The sequence below is a fragment of the Mucilaginibacter sp. OK268 genome (genome assembly GCF_900103125.1).
Lineage (GTDB): Bacteria > Bacteroidota > Bacteroidia > Sphingobacteriales > Sphingobacteriaceae > Mucilaginibacter.
Genome location: NZ_FNJV01000008.1, coordinates 280,063 through 297,267, shown reverse-complemented (window position 1 = coordinate 297,267; position 17,205 = coordinate 280,063). Strand labels below are relative to the sequence as shown.

Annotated in this window: 13 protein-coding genes; 2 read left to right on the top strand and 11 right to left on the bottom strand. The window is 42.8% G+C overall.

Going from position 1 to position 17,205, the window contains the following annotated elements:
* The first annotated feature begins 120 nt into the window (after positions 1-120).
* On the top strand, positions 121-1,350 hold the full coding sequence (locus tag BLR84_RS23035; protein WP_090472608.1) for a multiheme c-type cytochrome: 1,230 nt from the start codon (positions 121-123) through the stop codon (positions 1,348-1,350).
* Positions 1,351-1,687: 337 nt separating this feature from the next.
* Here BLR84_RS23035 and BLR84_RS23030 read toward each other — a convergent pair whose 3' ends face one another.
* From BLR84_RS23030 to BLR84_RS30125, 11 genes are all read right to left on the bottom strand, one after another.
* A complete protein-coding gene (locus tag BLR84_RS23030) occupies positions 1,688-4,018 on the bottom strand; it encodes a multicopper oxidase domain-containing protein (RefSeq protein ID WP_218128455.1) in 2,331 nt (776 codons plus the stop codon).
* Positions 4,019-4,032: 14 nt separating this feature from the next.
* Positions 4,033-4,548 (bottom strand): DUF3347 domain-containing protein, encoded by a 516-nt coding sequence (locus tag BLR84_RS23025; protein WP_090472607.1) that lies wholly within the window; start codon positions 4,546-4,548, stop codon positions 4,033-4,035.
* A gap of 124 nt (positions 4,549-4,672) precedes the next feature.
* Positions 4,673-5,077: an HYC_CC_PP family protein gene (locus BLR84_RS23020; protein ID WP_090472606.1), complete on the bottom strand. Its 405-nt coding sequence runs from the start codon at positions 5,075-5,077 to the stop codon at positions 4,673-4,675.
* 130 nt (positions 5,078-5,207) lie between these two features.
* The gene (locus tag BLR84_RS23015; RefSeq protein WP_090472605.1) at positions 5,208-6,788 is read right to left on the bottom strand and encodes a RagB/SusD family nutrient uptake outer membrane protein; all 1,581 of its coding nucleotides are present in this window, start codon (positions 6,786-6,788) and stop codon (positions 5,208-5,210) included.
* 23 nt (positions 6,789-6,811) lie between these two features.
* Positions 6,812-10,006, bottom strand: coding sequence for a TonB-dependent receptor (locus BLR84_RS23010; RefSeq protein WP_090472604.1), 3,195 nt, complete (start codon positions 10,004-10,006; stop codon positions 6,812-6,814).
* Between the two features lie 137 nt (positions 10,007-10,143).
* On the bottom strand, positions 10,144-11,193 hold the full coding sequence (locus BLR84_RS23005) for a FecR family protein (RefSeq protein ID WP_090472603.1): 1,050 nt from the start codon (positions 11,191-11,193) through the stop codon (positions 10,144-10,146).
* Positions 11,194-11,270: 77 nt separating this feature from the next.
* Positions 11,271-11,810 (bottom strand): RNA polymerase sigma factor, encoded by a 540-nt coding sequence (locus BLR84_RS23000; RefSeq protein ID WP_090472602.1) that lies wholly within the window; start codon positions 11,808-11,810, stop codon positions 11,271-11,273.
* A gap of 291 nt (positions 11,811-12,101) precedes the next feature.
* Positions 12,102-12,527, bottom strand: a complete 426-nt coding sequence (locus tag BLR84_RS22995) for a DUF1801 domain-containing protein (RefSeq protein ID WP_090472601.1) — start codon at positions 12,525-12,527, stop codon at positions 12,102-12,104.
* A gap of 563 nt (positions 12,528-13,090) precedes the next feature.
* Positions 13,091-14,521 carry a COG3014 family protein gene (locus BLR84_RS22990; RefSeq protein ID WP_090472600.1) on the bottom strand — a complete coding sequence of 477 codons (1,431 nt, stop codon included), beginning with the start codon at positions 14,519-14,521 and terminating at the stop codon, positions 13,091-13,093.
* Between the two features lie 201 nt (positions 14,522-14,722).
* Positions 14,723-15,316, bottom strand: a complete 594-nt coding sequence (locus tag BLR84_RS22985; RefSeq protein ID WP_090472599.1) for a penicillin-binding protein activator LpoB — start codon at positions 15,314-15,316, stop codon at positions 14,723-14,725.
* A 49-nt stretch (positions 15,317-15,365) separates the two neighbouring features.
* The gene (locus tag BLR84_RS30125) at positions 15,366-15,797 is read right to left on the bottom strand and encodes a hypothetical protein (RefSeq protein WP_090472598.1); all 432 of its coding nucleotides are present in this window, start codon (positions 15,795-15,797) and stop codon (positions 15,366-15,368) included.
* A gap of 508 nt (positions 15,798-16,305) precedes the next feature.
* Here BLR84_RS30125 and BLR84_RS22970 point away from each other — a divergent pair.
* Positions 16,306-16,917, top strand: a complete 612-nt coding sequence (locus BLR84_RS22970; protein ID WP_090472596.1) for an FMN-dependent NADH-azoreductase — start codon at positions 16,306-16,308, stop codon at positions 16,915-16,917.
* Positions 16,918-17,205: the final 288 nt, after the last annotated feature.

Sequence of the window (17,205 nt, the reverse complement as noted above, 5' to 3'; positions counted from 1 at the left end):
CCCTTTGTTTTTTTATTTGTTTTATATAATTATTGAAGTAAATTGTTGTTGATTTTACAAGCTTACCCCAGCCGATAAAATCAGATTTAAACCACCATATCCAATTTGTGAATTAAGGACATGCTTAAAAAAAAGACCTTCTTTTTTGTTTTAATTTCCCTTATCCCCTTAAGTTTTATTTTAACACAGTGTTATAACGCCGGTGCTCCGGAGAATGATCCCCGCGGGCAGTTATTTGCCGGTTCAGAGAGTTGTGCTAAATGCCATAGTGATATTTATAATTCCTATGCGCATACCGCTCATTTTCAAACGACACGTCCCTCCTCAGCCGATAATATTAAAGGTAGTTTTATCAAAGGGTTTAACATTTTAGATTATGGTAGCGGGCTGCATGTAGCCATGGAAAAACGAGGTGATAGCCTTTACCAGGTTGGATACATGAACGGTAAACAAACCGAGGCAGAGAAGTTTGAGATAACTGTAGGCCTTGTAAATGCCCAAACCTATTTGTATTGGAAAGAGAACCAGTTATTTGAATTGCCGGTATCCTACTTCACGGCTTTACATGGCTGGGCTAATAGCCCGGGGTATGATCCGACCCGTGTGAATTTTCAGCGGCCGATTTTGCGTAAATGCCTGGAGTGCCACACCTCCTATATCAGCGATCTGCCTCAGGCGAGTATGCAGGTAGGGTTTGATAAAGCCTCCTTGATATATGGCATTGATTGTGAACGGTGTCATGGCCCGGCTGCTAATCACGTTAATTACCATACCGCTTATCCGGATGAAAAAAAGCCAAAGTATATTACCACTTATGCATCTTTAACAAGGGGGCAAAAGATGGATGCCTGCGCGGTTTGCCATTCTGGTACAAAGGGCGATTTTCAGCGTACGTCATATGCTTTTCATATGGGCGATACTCTATCCAAGTTTAAAGAAATGACCTTTTTGCCTGATGATCCTAAACATCCCAGCCCCGATGTGCATGGTAATCAGAGTGCGTTGCTACCCACCAGCAAATGCTTTATCATGAGTAAAATGGACTGCAATACCTGTCATGATCCGCATGTTAACCAGGAGAAAAGTATAGGGATGTTTACCCAGAAGTGCCTGAGTTGCCATAGCGAGGCCAAGCACAATTTTTGCAAAATGGCTCCGCAGATAGGTGCGGTAATTAATAACTATTGTATCAACTGCCATATGCCGCAGCAATCATCGCATGTGATTATGGTAGGAGGAGGCTCTCAGGGTAAAACCAGCGCGCCTTACCTGTTGCGAAATCACCACATCGCGGTTTACCCCGAGGAAACTCAAAAGGTGCTTGATTTTATTAAGACGAAGAAAGCATAAACAGGGGCGGAAAAAGAGACTGTATCATAAACCAAATTAACCGCCCTTGGTGTTGTGCCAGCTATGAGTTGAAATTAAGCTGATCATATTTATACAAATTGGATTTACATAATTTATGGTTTACACTGTAAACCCACTTTTTGATGATAAAATAAATTAATTATTTGATTGTCAGTAAATTATAATAGTGTAAACCGTAAAAAGTGTAAACCATGTAAACCCACTTTTTGTTTATAAAGTCAATTCAAAACTATACATCAATTTGTGATTAAGTATCCGGATAGATCAAAGAAAAAGAGGTTGATCATGATTGATGATACAAACCTCTTTTTGCGACTTAATAGGTAAGCGTTAAACCTCCGCCCCAGCCCATGTCGCTGTCATAATGAGTGGACAGCGCAAAATTGCGGGTAAAAATATACCTGAATCCGGCCGCGTATTCCCTATCCGTATTACCCATAAGGGTAAAACGCAGGCGACTGGTAAGCGGTATATCATCCCTGCTTAGCTGAAACCTGAGCTTGCCATTGCCATCAATACGGGCATCGGCCACAACCAGCATGGGTAGCGTATAAGCCAAACCGGCAACTACCGTTTTACGGTTGTCTTTATTACTTACCTGGCCAAACAGGTTTTTTTCTGGTTCGCCATTTTCTTTCTTGTAATGGTAATCAAAACCACCATAAGCGTATAGCCATTGCATACGGCCAAAATATCGGCCCAACATGGTTTCGCTTTCGTAACCATCATGATCATGCAGACCAAGATGCCACAGAGTCGAAAACTTCCAACGGGTATTGGCCAGTGCAGCGGTACCATCGCTGCCATTGCTTTCCAATCCTACCCTTGCCGAAGCGTAAAAGTGCTGGTCATCGGCATAGATCTTTTTAATTGCCGCGGCTGGATCCGGGATCTCGGGGTTAGGCGGCGAATTTTCATAACTGAAGATACGCCCCATACCGCTCATCATATGGTAAAGTATATGACAATGGAAAAACCAATCGCCGCTTTCGCTTGCCCTAAACTCAATGGTATCCCTCTCCATCGGCATAATATCCAATGTGTTTTTTAAAGGGGAATGATCGCCCTGGCCATTCAATACCCTGAAGTAGTGCCCATGCAGGTGCATGGGGTGCCGCATCATGGTATTGTTGTACAGGATGATGCGCACATTCTCACCTTTTTTGATCAGGATCTTGTCTGATTCAGATACCGTTTTATTGTTGATCGTCCATACGTAACGATTCATGTTACCGGTAAGGTCAAACCGAAGTAGCTTGGTTGGCCCTTCGGGCAGCGTAGTCACTTTGGTTGACCGCAGCATGCCGTAATTCAGCGTAACAATATCGGAGGAATTACTGCTCATGTCCATGCCATCCATATTCATGCTACTCATATCCTTATCATCAGCCTTTTTATCGCTCATCTTCATGCTGCCCATTTTATGGGCTTTCTGACCTTTTTTATCAGCAGGTTTTTCTGCCTCCCCGGTTATTTCAGGATACATCACCGTGTTCATATCCATCACCTGGTTGGTCATGGTCATGCCATCCATCTCTTTCATATTGCCTTGCATGTCCATCATCCCGTTCATCATTTTCATGCCCTCAAAATATTTCAGGCGCGACAGATGCGTGGCTTTATGCTGCGTACCCGAACCCAGCCAAAGCGAAGTGTATTTGGTTCGGTCCTCTGGCGTAGCCAAAAATTCATAGCTGCCATCTTTAGGAATGGTGACCACCACGTCATAGGTTTCAGCAGTAGCGATGATCAGCCTGTCAACCTTTACTGGTTCCACATCTTCGCCGTCATTGGCTACTACGGTGAGCTTGCCGCCTGCATAATTAAGCCAGAAATAGGTTGATGAACTACCATTAACCACGTGCAGCCTTACCTGATCGCCTGCTTTAAACTGCGGGGCGGTGTTCTGTGCTTTGCCATTGCTGAAAAAACGATCATAGAACACGTCGCTCACATCCATGGCCGTCATGCGCTTCCATTCATTAGCTACCTTGGTTTTAAATTGCCCTTCTTTAATAGCCTCAGCATAGTTTTGTGTGCTGCCTTTGCGTATGGCATACCAGTCGGTAGCGTTATGCAGCAGGCGCTGTACCTGTTCGGGGTTATCATCTGTCCAGTCGCTCAGCAGTAAGGTATAATCCTTAATGGGTGACGGTTGCTTTTCATGAATAATAAAAGCGCCATACATCCCGCTTTGTTGCTGCGTCATAGTATGCGAATGGTACCAATAGGTGCCATGCTGTACCAGCGGGAATTTATACAGATGTGTTTCACCAGCCTTTACCGGCGATGTGGTGAGGTAAGATACACCATCGTACCGGTTAGGTAATATCAGCCCATGCCAGTGGATGGATGTTTCCATCATCATGTTATTGTGTACGTAGATTTCAGCGGTATCACCCTCGGTAAAGGTAAGGGTAGGCGCCGGTATCGATCCGTTAATGGCCATTGCGGGCCTGGCTTTACCGGTATAATTTACCGTGGTATCGCCTATATATAAATGGTAAATCTCCCTGTTGCCTATTTTGGTGTAGAAAGGCTCCCGCTTACCGCCAGCACCCTGATCCATTTTCATAGACGTATGATGTTGACCGAAAGCAGTAGCCACCAGGAACAGATTTACCCATATTAAAAGGTAAGTCTTCATAAAAAGCCTGTTTGTTATTTGGCAACGGGAGCCAGTGTTTCTGTTGTTTTACCGCAGGTTAGCATTTGCTTGCCGTAATATGGATTTTTAATGGCGTTGGTTTCGCTCAACCAGGTGGCCTTTTTCATAGGGCAATATTGTTCATAAACTGTGTTGGTGTTCAGTTTAAGGCCTTTAACTACGGCGTACATGTTTTTGGATAAACTGGTGAAATGTTCGCGTTGGTGATCAATGGCATCGCTTTCGCTGATATGGCGGCTATCAAACTCCAGTTTCTCAGCGTAGGTCATCCACAATTTATGCTGATCGGCAGTTAACTTATCCATGGGCACGGCGGTAATGGCTGTTAACAGATCTTTAGCTTTTGCTTTTGTTTGCGCGTTGTTATCGGCAGTAAGCGCATTCTTAACATCCAGATAAGCGCTCAGTACATTGTTTACAGCGGTGTTGGCTGTTTTATCCTGGGCCTTAACGGTTGAATAAGTGATCAGTGCGGTGAAGAGTATTATGATGGATTTTAACGTTCTCATGATTTTTTAAGATTAAAAAGCAATTATTTTTTTTGATGATTATAATCGGTAGTTAACGGGTTAACAACCATATGATTCAAATGACAAGGCGTAATGTCGCCCCAAATTAAAATAGGATTACTTATCAGATCTGGAGAGAACGTTGTTGTATAGCTATTGCTTTGCCCGATAAATCCGGTGGGGCCTTACCTGAACTTAGCTTAAATGTATTTAAAACGAGGTAATGTGTAGCAGCCGGAATAGATTGAAATGGCCTGGTAACGATAGCCAAGAACGGTAATTGTACATCAACACCAGCCGGTTTTATATTTTCTTTAATTACATAATTGCCATGCTTTTTACAGCAATCGCAATCATCGCTTTTTGAATTGTGTTTATGATGATGATGTGCGGCCTTGTGATTCATGGCCTGCATAGCCATTTTGTTGCCCATTAAGCTTTGACCGGTACAATGTACCAGGCATACAAACATTCCTGTGGTGAGTAACAGGTAAAATGCTGCTATGCTTAAAACGGCTGCTCTTTTCATCTGACAACAAAGTTAAAGCATTATAACGGATATGTTTTATAAAATTTTATGTGCTATTTATAAAATTTTGGTCAATAAAAAAGCCCTTAGCTAAATGCTAAGGGCTGTGATAAAGTTTAGATAAGTATGATTAGTATCCCGGATTTTGCTGCAGTTTTGAATTCAGGATAATTTCGGCAGAGGGAATAGGGAAAAGACGTTTGTTTACGTTGTTGTCGGTTTTATAACCCCATGACTCTTCGTATTTACCAAAACGGATCAGGTCATTCCTTCTCCAGGTTTCCCAGTTCAGCTCACGGGCACGTTCCTGTAAAAGATTTGGCAAGTCGACACTTGACCAGGTAGCGGCTTTACGTTTTGCCCTTAACTGGTTAACTAATGATAAAGGGCTATCACCATTAGTTGCTGTTGCTCCACGCAAAATAGCTTCAGCTTTCATCAGCAATACATCTGCATAGCGGAATACCGGTACGTCATTACTCTGGTTACGATCTGTAGCCGTAACATCCGGGTAGTATTTGTTGTTACGGATACCTTTGGCTTTACCCAGTTCATCGCCGCCAACCTCAAAGGTAGGTACATCAACCAGGGTCAAATCAGGTGTAAAAGTTAGCTGGAAATCAACAGGCGCGGTAGGATCCGGGCCGCTGTAGGAGGCGTCCAGACCTTTTTTTGTGGTTTTAATAATGATCGGGTTGCCGGCAAAGTCATATTGTTTACCAATAAGCCAGATACTGGTACGGATATCATTAGGGTCGTTAAACTGTGCGTAGTAAGATGGTATAGTGCTGCATGGATTGCTCAAACGGTACAATAAACCGTATTTGGCCTGTAGCGCAGGGTGCAGACTGTACCAGCTAAACTGTTCACCTTGTGCTTGTGCATGGTCAAAAGGAATAGCGAAAATAAATTCCTTGTCCTTAGGACCGTTATCCGGATAAAACATTTTGATATAATCATCTTCAAGGCTGTATTTGCCCGATTGGATAATGTTATCACACATCTTCACTGCGTCATCATAACGGCTTGTACCTGTATAAATCTGTGCATTCAGATACATTTTGGCCAATATGGCGTAAGCGGTGTATTGAGTCGGTCTTCCATACGTGGTTTGATCAACCACCTGGCTCAGGCTGGGGATCACCGCATTCAGTTCCTTTTCAATAAAGGCGAACACATCTTTACGAGCGGTGGTAGAAGGTTTATCAGCCGAACCAAAAGTGGTTACTACCGGGATATTGCCATATAGGTCCATCATAAAGAAGAATACCATGGCGCGGGTGGCCCGCAGTTCGGCAATGGTAATGGTTTTGGCCGCGTTATCAGGAGCTGTGGCAAAGCTTGCAATAACACGGTTACAGGTACTTATGGTACCAAATCCCCATGTCCAGGCGTCTTGTACCTCCGGAAGGTCGGCATTCCAGCTGTGATAGTGTAATTGTTGGTAGCGGCCGCCATCGCGCCATCCGCCGGCTCTTGCGGGCATAATAGCCTCATCGGTACTTAGACTTTGCATTTGCCAGTAAGCTTGGGCAAAAGAGCCTCTCAATTGTGCGTAAGCAGCTCCTGATGCCAGGATAAATTGTTGCTGCGTTACAGGGAAGTTAGCAGGGGTTAATTCGGTTTCAACCGGTACATCAACCTTGGTGCATGACGATATGGTTAGCGCGGTTAAAAATATGGCGCAGTATTTATGAATGGAAGTTTTCATGTTGATCTCTTAATGGGGATGATTTAAAATGATGCACTTAAACCGAACAGGAAAGCCCTGGTACGCGGATAATAGTTCTTATTATCAATACCCGGCGTAAGCCCTCCTAATGAAACTTCAGGGTCGATACCCTTGTAACCCGTTATAACGGCCAGGTTGTTGCCTGATACATACAAACGCAGGTTGCGGATGCCCGGAGTGAACTTAGGGAAAGTATAACCCAGGGTAGCATTATCCAACCTTAAATAAGAGCTGCTTTCGATATAACGGTCGGAATACAGGTAAGCGTTAACATCCTTTGGCGATTCGTTAGCTGATGAAACGGGCAGATTATAACTCCTTACATCGCTGGTACGGTTCAGGTCGGCCAGGGTAGCGTTCAATACTTTGCCACCTAATGAGCCACGGATAAATACGTTCAGGTCAAAATTGTCATAAGTAAAGCTGTTGTTAAACCCGAAGAGTAATTTTGGCTGCGCGTTGCCTGCGTAATAATAATCTTTAGATGTTGGGGTGGTAGTAACACCGCCGCTACGGCTGTAGAATTGTGATATACCAGCTGCGTTTTTACCCGCGTATTTATACAACAGAAACTGACCAACCGGATAACCGGTTTTCAGGATCTGCACCTTGTAGCCGGTTTCGCCCTGACCACCGGGTTCTGCCTGTGGTATCGAATCCAGCTTAAAGCTGTTATTTGATAAGGATACCAGTTTGTTATTGTTATGCGCTATATTGATAGAGGTGTTCCAGCGGAATTTGCTCGATTGTACGGGTGTCGCATCAATAGTAATCTCATAACCTTTGTTGGAGATGGAGCCCACGTTGGCTGTTAAAGTACCTACAAAGTATTGAGTGGTTGATACCGGATAGAAATAGATCAGGTCGTTGGTCTTTTTGTCATAAGCTTCGATAGTACCGCTTAGCCTGCCTTTGAACATCGAAAAATCCAGACCTAAGTTGTACATGGTGGTTTTTTCCCATTTCAGGTCGGGATTGGCATTTTGTGATGGGCCTATGGAGTTGGTGAATGTACCATTGTAATAAAATGCACCTGACGAACCGTATTTGATCTGTGATATCAGTGGATCAAAACCCAGGGAGTTACCGGTGATACCATAGCTGGCGCGCAGTTTCAGATCATTAAATAGATGCTGGTTCTGCATAAATGATTCTTCAGTGATCCTCCATCCTAATGAGGCTGACGGGAAAGTACCCCATTTGTTGTTGGCGCCAAAAGCCGATGAACCATCGCGTCTTAATGACAGCTGTACCAGGTATTTATTATCATAACTGTACTTGGCCCTGCTGTAGAAGGATATTAAGCGTAGTTTTTGATACAGGTTTGGCCCCCAGTCGGTCACAAATCCTGCTTGTGGCGAGCCTAAACCAATATTCAAATAACCGATATCATCTGTAGGGAAGTTGCGGTTGTTGGCCTGAAAACCATCACCGTTAACATCCTGCTGCAAGCTGTAACCTGCCAGCACATTGATATCATGTTTGCCGGTAGCTTTAGCATAGGTCAAAAAAGTTTCACCTACTTTGCGGCTGTTTTCAAATGAAGAACGGTAAGCCTCACCATTTACACCCTGATCAAGCGTGTATTTGCTATTGTAATAAGCACCGCCGTTTACCTGTTCGCTTTGTGATGATAGGCTGATGTTGTAGGTAAAGTTAAAAGGTAGTTTCAGCTCGGCAGTAGCATTGATCAGGTTTAGCTTGCTTTTGGTTTTTTGATAAGCATCGGCCAGTAAAGCTACCGGGTTATAGTATTGTACCCTTTGCAAATTTTCGGTATACGCGCCGTTTTGCATTACCGGAACGGTCGGCAGGTAACGCAGCATATTGTACAGTACAATATTTTGGTTAGGGATGATGTCTGAATTGCTGGTGGCGTTATTTACTGATAAACCCAATTTTAACCGGTCATTAAAGGCCTTTTGCTCTACAGCTATTTTGGTAGTTAAACGGTTTAAAGCGCTGCCTTTCAGGATACCTTTATCATCAAAATAATTAACAGAGGCGCTGTAGGCTGTTTGGTTAAAACCGCCGCTAAGGGCCACATTATGGTTTTGGGAATAACCGGTGCGGCTTACTTCTTTTTGCCAGTCGGTATTAGCACCTTTTTGATCGGATGGGTCAAGCGACAGGTTATTTTTGGTCAGATAGTCGTTCAGTTGGGTAGCATTCATCATCTTAATGCTGTTGGCGATCTTCTCAAAACCGGCATAAGCATTATAGGATATTATAGACTGACCGCTTTTTCCCTTTTTAGTAGTGATGATAATTACGCCATTAGCCGCACGGGTACCATATATGGCAGTTGCAGAGGCGTCTTTCAGTACATCCAATGTCTCAATATCATCTGGCGATACCAGGCGGAAATCGGCACCGGCTACGCCGTCGATCACGTAAAAGGGCTCCTGGGCCTGACCGGTACGCAAGGTTGACGGGCCGCGCAAGCTAATAGATGGCGTTTCGTTTGGGTCGCCCGAACGGGTAATGTTTAAGCCAGCCACTTTACCTTGTAGTAACTGAGCGGGGCTGCTGAACGCACCCTTATTAAAGTCTTTATTTTGAACGGATACGATAGAGCTGGTTAACAGCTTGCGTGATTGCTTACCATAGCCTACTACTACCACTTCTTTCAACGCGGCCTGATCTGGTTTCAAAGACACGTTAAGCGTACCACCCGAAACCGCAAGCTCCTGCGACTGGTAACCGATGAATGAGAATATCAGGGTGTTATTTTCGGCAGCCTCAATGTGGTAACTGCCCGAGATATCAGTTACGGTGCCATCGGTGCTGCCTTTGATCTTTACCGATACGCCGGGCATGGTTTCGCCTGTTTGCGAATCAATAACTTTGCCGCTAACCCGCATGAGCCTGGCGGTGGTTTGTACATATATGGTTTGATCGACCCTTTTGAATGATAAGCCGGATTGTTTGGTTATTTTTTTTAATACCTCATCAATAGGCTGATTATTTTCAGAAAGACTGATCTTTTTGCTAAGCTGTTCCTCTGTAGCGTTATGGATAAAGCGTAAACCGGTTTGTTTTTCTATCAAAGAAAATACCTCCTTGATCGATTTTTCAGAAACCTGGATAGTGCAATTGATAGAATCCGACGCGCGGTTTACGTTAGCTGCACTGACTTGTACAACCGTGCACATCAAATAAATAGCACTTAAAAGCGAGAATATATATTTTTTCATATTTTTGAGATTGTTTTACTAAATGAATTGGGTCCTTTGGCGAGAACCTGATTACGGAGCAGGTAGTATGATCTGATCATGCTGCCTGTTGTTGTTTTATGGTTTTTCTTACTTCATTAAAATTACCTTTCTTGTGTTTAGTTACATTTACCGGATATGATGATCTTTGTGCCCTGCATTTGCCATGATACATCCGCTACCATCCTGATTTGCTCCATTACTTTAGCCAGCGGGATATTATCAAAAGTGCCTTTCAGCTTGCAGCGCAGCAGGGTGCTGTCTTTTAATAGCACAGGTACGCCATACCACCTGCTTAGTTTTTTAGCGGCATCTGGCCAGCTGTCGTAGTTAAATACCAGTTTGTTTTCTTTCCAGCCGGTAATATCATCAGTAATAAAATCGGCAACATGGGCCTGATGATTGTTTTTGGAATAGATCATTTGTTTACCAGGATCAAGGATGATACGCTTGGATGGGTCGTTATTCATATCCACCTGAACTTTGCCCTGTACCAGCGATACGGTAATATTGCTGTCGTTTTGGTAAGCCGAAACATTAAAATGTGTGCCCAGCACTTGTGTGGCTATTTTGCCGGTATGTACAATAAATGGTTTTTGCGGATCTCTTTTTACATCAAAAAATGCCTCACCCTCCAGGTACACTTCCCGTTTATCATCACCAAAACTATTAGCGATACGCAGGTTGCTTGATGAATTAAGCGTAACCGTGGTGCCATCCGGCAGGTCGATTTTTTTCTTTTCGCCGGGAGCGGTATGCTTTTCGGCCATGGCAAAGATATCGGCCGGTTTGTTGCTGAGCTTAGCTTTATATAACCAAAAGGCACCCGCCAGGATCAGGGTTGACGCGGCTATGGCCAGCATAGGACGTAGTTTTAGAATAATAGTGTTCTGATGCCCCGTTTTTGCTGATCCGTTTTTACGAACCTGCTCTGTTGCCTCCAGATCATCTATCTTTTTATTTAAACGTGCTAATGCTTCATTAGCTTTACCACTATTATTGGGTATAGCCTTTTTTGCCGACCAAATCTCGGCTATATCTTCAAACGCGTCAGAAAATTCCTTGTCTGTTTGAACTTTTTGTAATAAATACTGGGTCTCCTCTTCGGTTATCCTTCCCTCCAGGTAGCCTATGATCAGTAGGTAATGATGTTCATCCATGTATGCCATTTTGAAGTAAGTATTCAAAAAGGCATAATTCGATTACATGTTTTTACGATTTAACATAATGTTAACATTGGTGCCAATTACTTAACAAAAAGCAAGCGTTTCCTGAAATAATTTACGGATCGGTAAATATGTGTCTTTACCGTATGGGGAGAAATGCTTAAAATTTCGGCAATTTCCTGATGATCAAGCTGGTGCTGCCAGTTCATTAGAAAAATGAGCTTGCCTTGTTCTGGCAGTTCATCCACAAAGCGTTCGATCATCAGGCGCCGATCCTTTCTGAAAAGCATTTCATCCGGGCGAAGGTGATCACTGATGGCTTTGTCCGATGCGTACTCTTCGGGCAGTAGCTGCATTTTTTGATTTTTGCCTTTTAGGGTGTAAACCCTGTTTTTTACAGCGCCGTACAGGTATGATTTTAAGGAGGTATGGATATGCAAACGTTCCCGTTTTACCCAGATGTCTAAAAAAACGTCGGCAATAATGTCCTCTCCATCATCGCTGTTTATGCCTAAAAACCGGCAAAAATCAGATAATAATGGATAATATTTTAGAAATAAGGAATTGAAGGCTTCCCTGTCATCTGCTTTTACCCGCGACAGTAATTCTATATCATCCATTATAAATAATCAATAGGGGCAATAATATCATTAAGGTATTACTATGCTTAATTTTATAAGTTAAGTTATTGTTAAGCTTTAAAAGCTCAAAATTCAACACCTAACAACCCCTTCGGAGAGTTTTATAAATTCAGCAATAGTGTTTATAAATTGGTATTCTAAATTGGTTTATCGCCGGCATACGTTGCATACCTGCATTAAGGGTCTGGTGTTTCAGTCAGGATAACTCCCTGAACCCTTGTCCAAAAGAAGATAAAATTAATGAGATTCCAAATATCGACGCTTAACTATTTAGGATACTGCTCCATATTTGCTTTTTACATAGCTAACCGTAGCGGTGATCATTTCCCGGAGTACACCTTCATCAACATCCTGCAACTTTTTAATGTAGATGCAGCCTTTCCCGGCTTTGTATTTACCAAAACTGGCAAGCAGTTTTTCTTTCTCAACGGGCTCCTGCATCAGGTAAAGGGAAATTTCGGCTTTGCGCGGGGAGAAGGCTACCAGCGGCATATCGCCCTCGCGGCCACTTGCATATTTGTAATGCCCACTGCCAAAGCCAACTATAGCGGGTCCCCACATTTTGGCTTTTAGTCCGGTTTGATCTTCCATGATCTGTACCAGTTTGAAACTATCTGTGCGTTTGGTTTCGTCCGGTACCGAATTTAGAAATTCGGCTACACTGGCAGTGGTTTCTTTGGTTTTGTTTTCGGCCATCGGTATAATATGTTGAAGGTGACAGGTTCCTGAAGCTTGGTGAAACTCAATTAAAGATAATTATAAAATTCAAACAGCCACAATCAGTAGAAAACTTTTTAAACCTTTATTTTAACACTTTTTCCTATCAAAATAGACTAAAAACGGATCGAAAACCGCTCAAAACTCATTCATAACCATCGATTTTAACACTTTTTAACAAATTTTTGATGAGTTTTGAAAACTTTAAAAAGTATTATATGATTGATTGTCATGATATTGCGTGTAAATAGTTCTGATTTTTGAGCTTTTTATCTCTTTAACCAAACAGCCCTGCTTACAATATTCAAGTAAGCAGGGCTGGCGTTTGGATGTACTTAAAGATACAAAAAATTTTGGGGATATGCAATGGGAGTTCACCAAAAGGAAGGAGTAAATCATAATTAAAACCATGTCATTGCGAGCGTAGTGTGGCAATCTCCTCACGTGTATAGCGATGAGAACGCGAGGGGATTGCTTCGTCGTACCTCCTCGCAATGACATATTATGGGTTAGGAATGAAGACTATTAAATTAACTCCCTTCTTACCTTAATGATGGATAATTATAAAACTGCAGACGACCAGTCCCGTTTACTTTGATGGTTTTGGTTTCGTCGGCGCCGTGGCTGTTTTTTAGAGTAAGACTAATCTGGTTTTCGCCTTTTTGCAACGGGATGCGGGCGTATGAAATGTACGACGGCAGGGTTTGCCAGTTACGGGTATCAGCTTTTTCTGATAGCAAGCTATACAGCTGTATGCCATAGCCTATGCCCTGTAATAAGGAGTTGGTATTGCCATTATTGTCCTTAGCGGCGGCACGTACAGAATACTCGGCTATCTTTTTTACGGCCAGCCTGGAGAGTGTTTTGCCGATCTCTTTTAGGGTACGTTGTTGCAGTGTTTTAAAGGCAAGTTCATTAATATCCTCGGCTTTTTCAAAGGGGATCTGCTGTTGGTTGTTGGTGACTACCGCGCCCGAATAATATGGGGTTTGTGCCACGTATTTTGGCCAGGCAACCCGCAGGCTTTCTACCGATTTGGTATTTACTTTATACCTGTCGCCGCTATAATTGAAAGGAACCACTATGCCCCCGGCTGCGTCGGTAAAGAAAAGATCTCCGTTATCATTCCTGATCAGGCTGAAAAATAAATCAACCTGGGTTTTAACCGGGGCCAGTCCGTTTTCCCAAAAAAGGATTAGCTCACCGCCCTCGCTTGGTTTGGGCAGCACGTAATTGTTGATGCCGAAGGTTTTTTCAAATTGATCTGCCTCGGTTGTAAAGCCATTCAGATTTGCCGTACGGATCACATCCTGCTGTAGTCCAAGCGGCATAGTTGTACCGTAATAGGTTTTATCAGGGCTTTTCAAATATAGCTCGGCAGCGTTACGGTACGATATAAAGGCGTTATTAACATCGTTATTGCTTTCATACAGCATGCCCTGTAGCATCAATGAAAACGCGTCGTTAGAGTAGCGGTTATCCTTATTGTTGAATTTATCGCCTTGTACCTGGGCCTGCAAACTGATGCGCCTGGCTTCTACTATAGCATCTTCGGTATTGTGCAGGTACATGTAGTTGAGCGCTTTGTAGTAATGGATCATGAATTTCTCAAAATCCTCGCCCTTGTACCGTTGCTCCATAGGGTTTACCAGCGCGCCAACGGCTTCATCAGCAGCACTGGTCATGCCCTGTTCCAGCAGTGAATCGGCCGCATTAAAATACTGGTTGCTGTTTTTATATTCTCCGTTCAGCTGACTTATCCTTCCTTTTTCCATCAGGTAAAGGAGCCGGTTACGGGGTTTTTGGATCAGGCTGTTTTTGTCAAGCTCAGTCTCGGCCGCTTTGTAATTCCCGGCCGAAACATTTTTATAATACGGAAGAATACGGTCATTATAAGATGCGCAGCCTGACAAAAAAAGCATCAATCCTATAACAGACGATGCCTGGAGAATATACTTGCGGAGGTTTATCATTTTTATAAGAATCAAGAGTCAAGAGTCAAGAACCAAGAACGACAGATCAATTTTGTATTGTCTTGACTCTTGATCTTTATACCCTCACTCTTCCTATATCGGATTATTTACAAGAATCAAGAACTAAAAATCAAGAACGACAGAACAATTTTTATTGTGTCTTGACTCTTGATTCTTAGTTCTTGACTCTTCTATACGGGCTTAGTTTTTAACGTATTTGGCTATTTTCTTTTCGCCTATCCAAACTACTTCGTTGGTTTGGATGTTGGTCAATTCCAGGTTTACCTGGTAGTAAACTACTTTTTGGCGTTTGTGTGCGTCAACAATAGAATTGATAGAACCCTGCAATATATAATCGGCGCCGTTTTCCAAACCGAATTTTTTCATGCTTGAAACGGTAGCATTGGTTTGCTGATCTTCTTTTTCGGCACGTAACTCATCACGTTTTTTGCCGCCCTGTACCAAACGTACTTTTTGAGTTTGTATAAACGCGCTTTCCACATCTTTTACAAATGTTTCGGCATCAATATGTTCGTGGCTTTTGTTTTGAACAAAGCCCACAATAACTACCGGTCTTTTACCCTGGTGCTCTTGTTGGTGTGTATTGATCCAGTTGGCATTTAATATTTTATCGGTAAGGTCGGCTGCTACTAATCTCGAGTCGCTGTTGTTCCAGTTTCCGCTGATATCGATAGTTTCGTCTGTACTAACACGTGTTACTTGTCTGGAGCATGAGGCTACTAACATTCCTGAAACTGCAAGGGCAGCAACTGCTATAAATTTGTTGAATTTCATGTGTATTGTTCGGGGTTTTATATAGTAAGATTGTATTTTATGTGAATTGTTACCAGCCAAATCCTATTCCAACGCTGGTACGTCCGCCCCAACCACGGCCATGGCCGCCCCAACGGTTGCCCCAGCTACCGCCCCAGCCGCTATTCCAGCCCCAGTTACTGTAGGGGTATGAGTAGCCGCCATAAAGGCTCCATGATGGTGAATAATCATAACCGTTCATACGTTCCTGATGACGCCATTCGCGGTTTTGCCTGCGACGTTCCAATCTGGCTTCGTACCAGTCATAAGCTTTATACGTGTTTTGAATAGTAGTGCCGTGCAGGCTGTTCAGCGTATCGGCCCCACGGGCATATTTGTATTGACTTTCCAAATATCTTGGATTTTGATCAGGTTCTAAAGCAGTTGTTTGCTGAGCGTGTACTACGCCGCTGTAAAAGCTACCTATCAGTAAGCTGGCAATGATAATTAATTTCCTTTGCATGACTTTAAATTAGATATAGCAAAAATAAGTAAAAACAAATCGTATGTACCTACAGAAAGTTGACGTACAGTCATTTATTTAACGTTTTTTAACTATAACGATCATATATAAACGAATAAAAAAGCGGCTCTGCCATTTTGATGGAGATATACTTTTTCTATCAGACTTGAATTGGAGGGAATGGATTAATGGGGACTATAAATAAATTTTGATGTGGAGTTGTGTCATGCCTAACTTGTTTCGGCATCCCATAAGCAAGGTTTACAGCATCGTGATTAACCTGTCCTGAGGGATCCTGAAACAAGTTCAGGATGACTTTTCTTTTTATACTACATGGTATAGAAACCTCTTCCTCCCAAGGAATCGCACATGACCCCGATATAATCACTGCGTTTTCTGATCCCTCCGGCTTGCTACTATACCAAAGGATAGCGCTATCCTTTGGTATAGTACTATCTTTTGCATAGCAATAGTGGATACCTTTGATCAAACAAAAAAATAAGAAACAATGAAAAAGATATTGAATATCATTTCAAGCGTTAAGGGGAACGAATCCTTCAGCAACAAACTATCCGGCGCGATACTGGAAAAATTATCCGCGACTTATCCCGGCAGTACCGTGCAGACACGCGATCTGACTAAAAATCCATTTCCGTATTTGGAGGAATCACATCTTACCGCGTTTTATACGCCAGATGAAGCGCGGACAGCCGAGCATCGTGAGGCTATCAGACACTCAGACGCAGCGATAAGCGAATTGAAGGATACAGACGTTATTGTAATTGGTGTGCCGATGTATAATTTTGCTATCCCATCTACATTAAAATCATGGATAGATCATATCATTAGACGTGGTGTTACTTTTAGTTATGAAGAGGGTGGTTTACCGGAAGGGCTTGTAAAAAACAAAAAGGTTTATCTGGCTATCGCCTCCGGCGGGGTATTCTCCGAAGGACCTATGAAAAGCTACGATTTTACAGAATCGTATCTGAGAACTGCCCTCGGTTTAATTGGTCTTACGGATATAACCGCTTTCAGAGTGGAAGGACATTTCAAATCCGAAACGAAAGAAACCGCTTTGCCCAAAGCTTTGGGTACTGTTGAGGAGTATGCTTATTAACTATACTGGAGTAGACTCTTAGAGGTGGTGCGGTGATAACACCGACCACAAGCTCAACTACGTGAGTTTTTAAGAAAGAAAGAAATAAAAAGGTTGTCATTTCGAACGAGGTACGAGGAGAAATCTTCTGGGATTCGCAATTGAAACTTTGTATTACGCAGAAGATTTCTCTTTCGCGCAACGCTCATACCCTCCCATGCTCTATCGAAATGACAACCATTTTTTATAGGGGCTGTCATCCTGAGGAACGAAGGATCTTCTTCAATATGTCTTGACGAAGAAGATGCT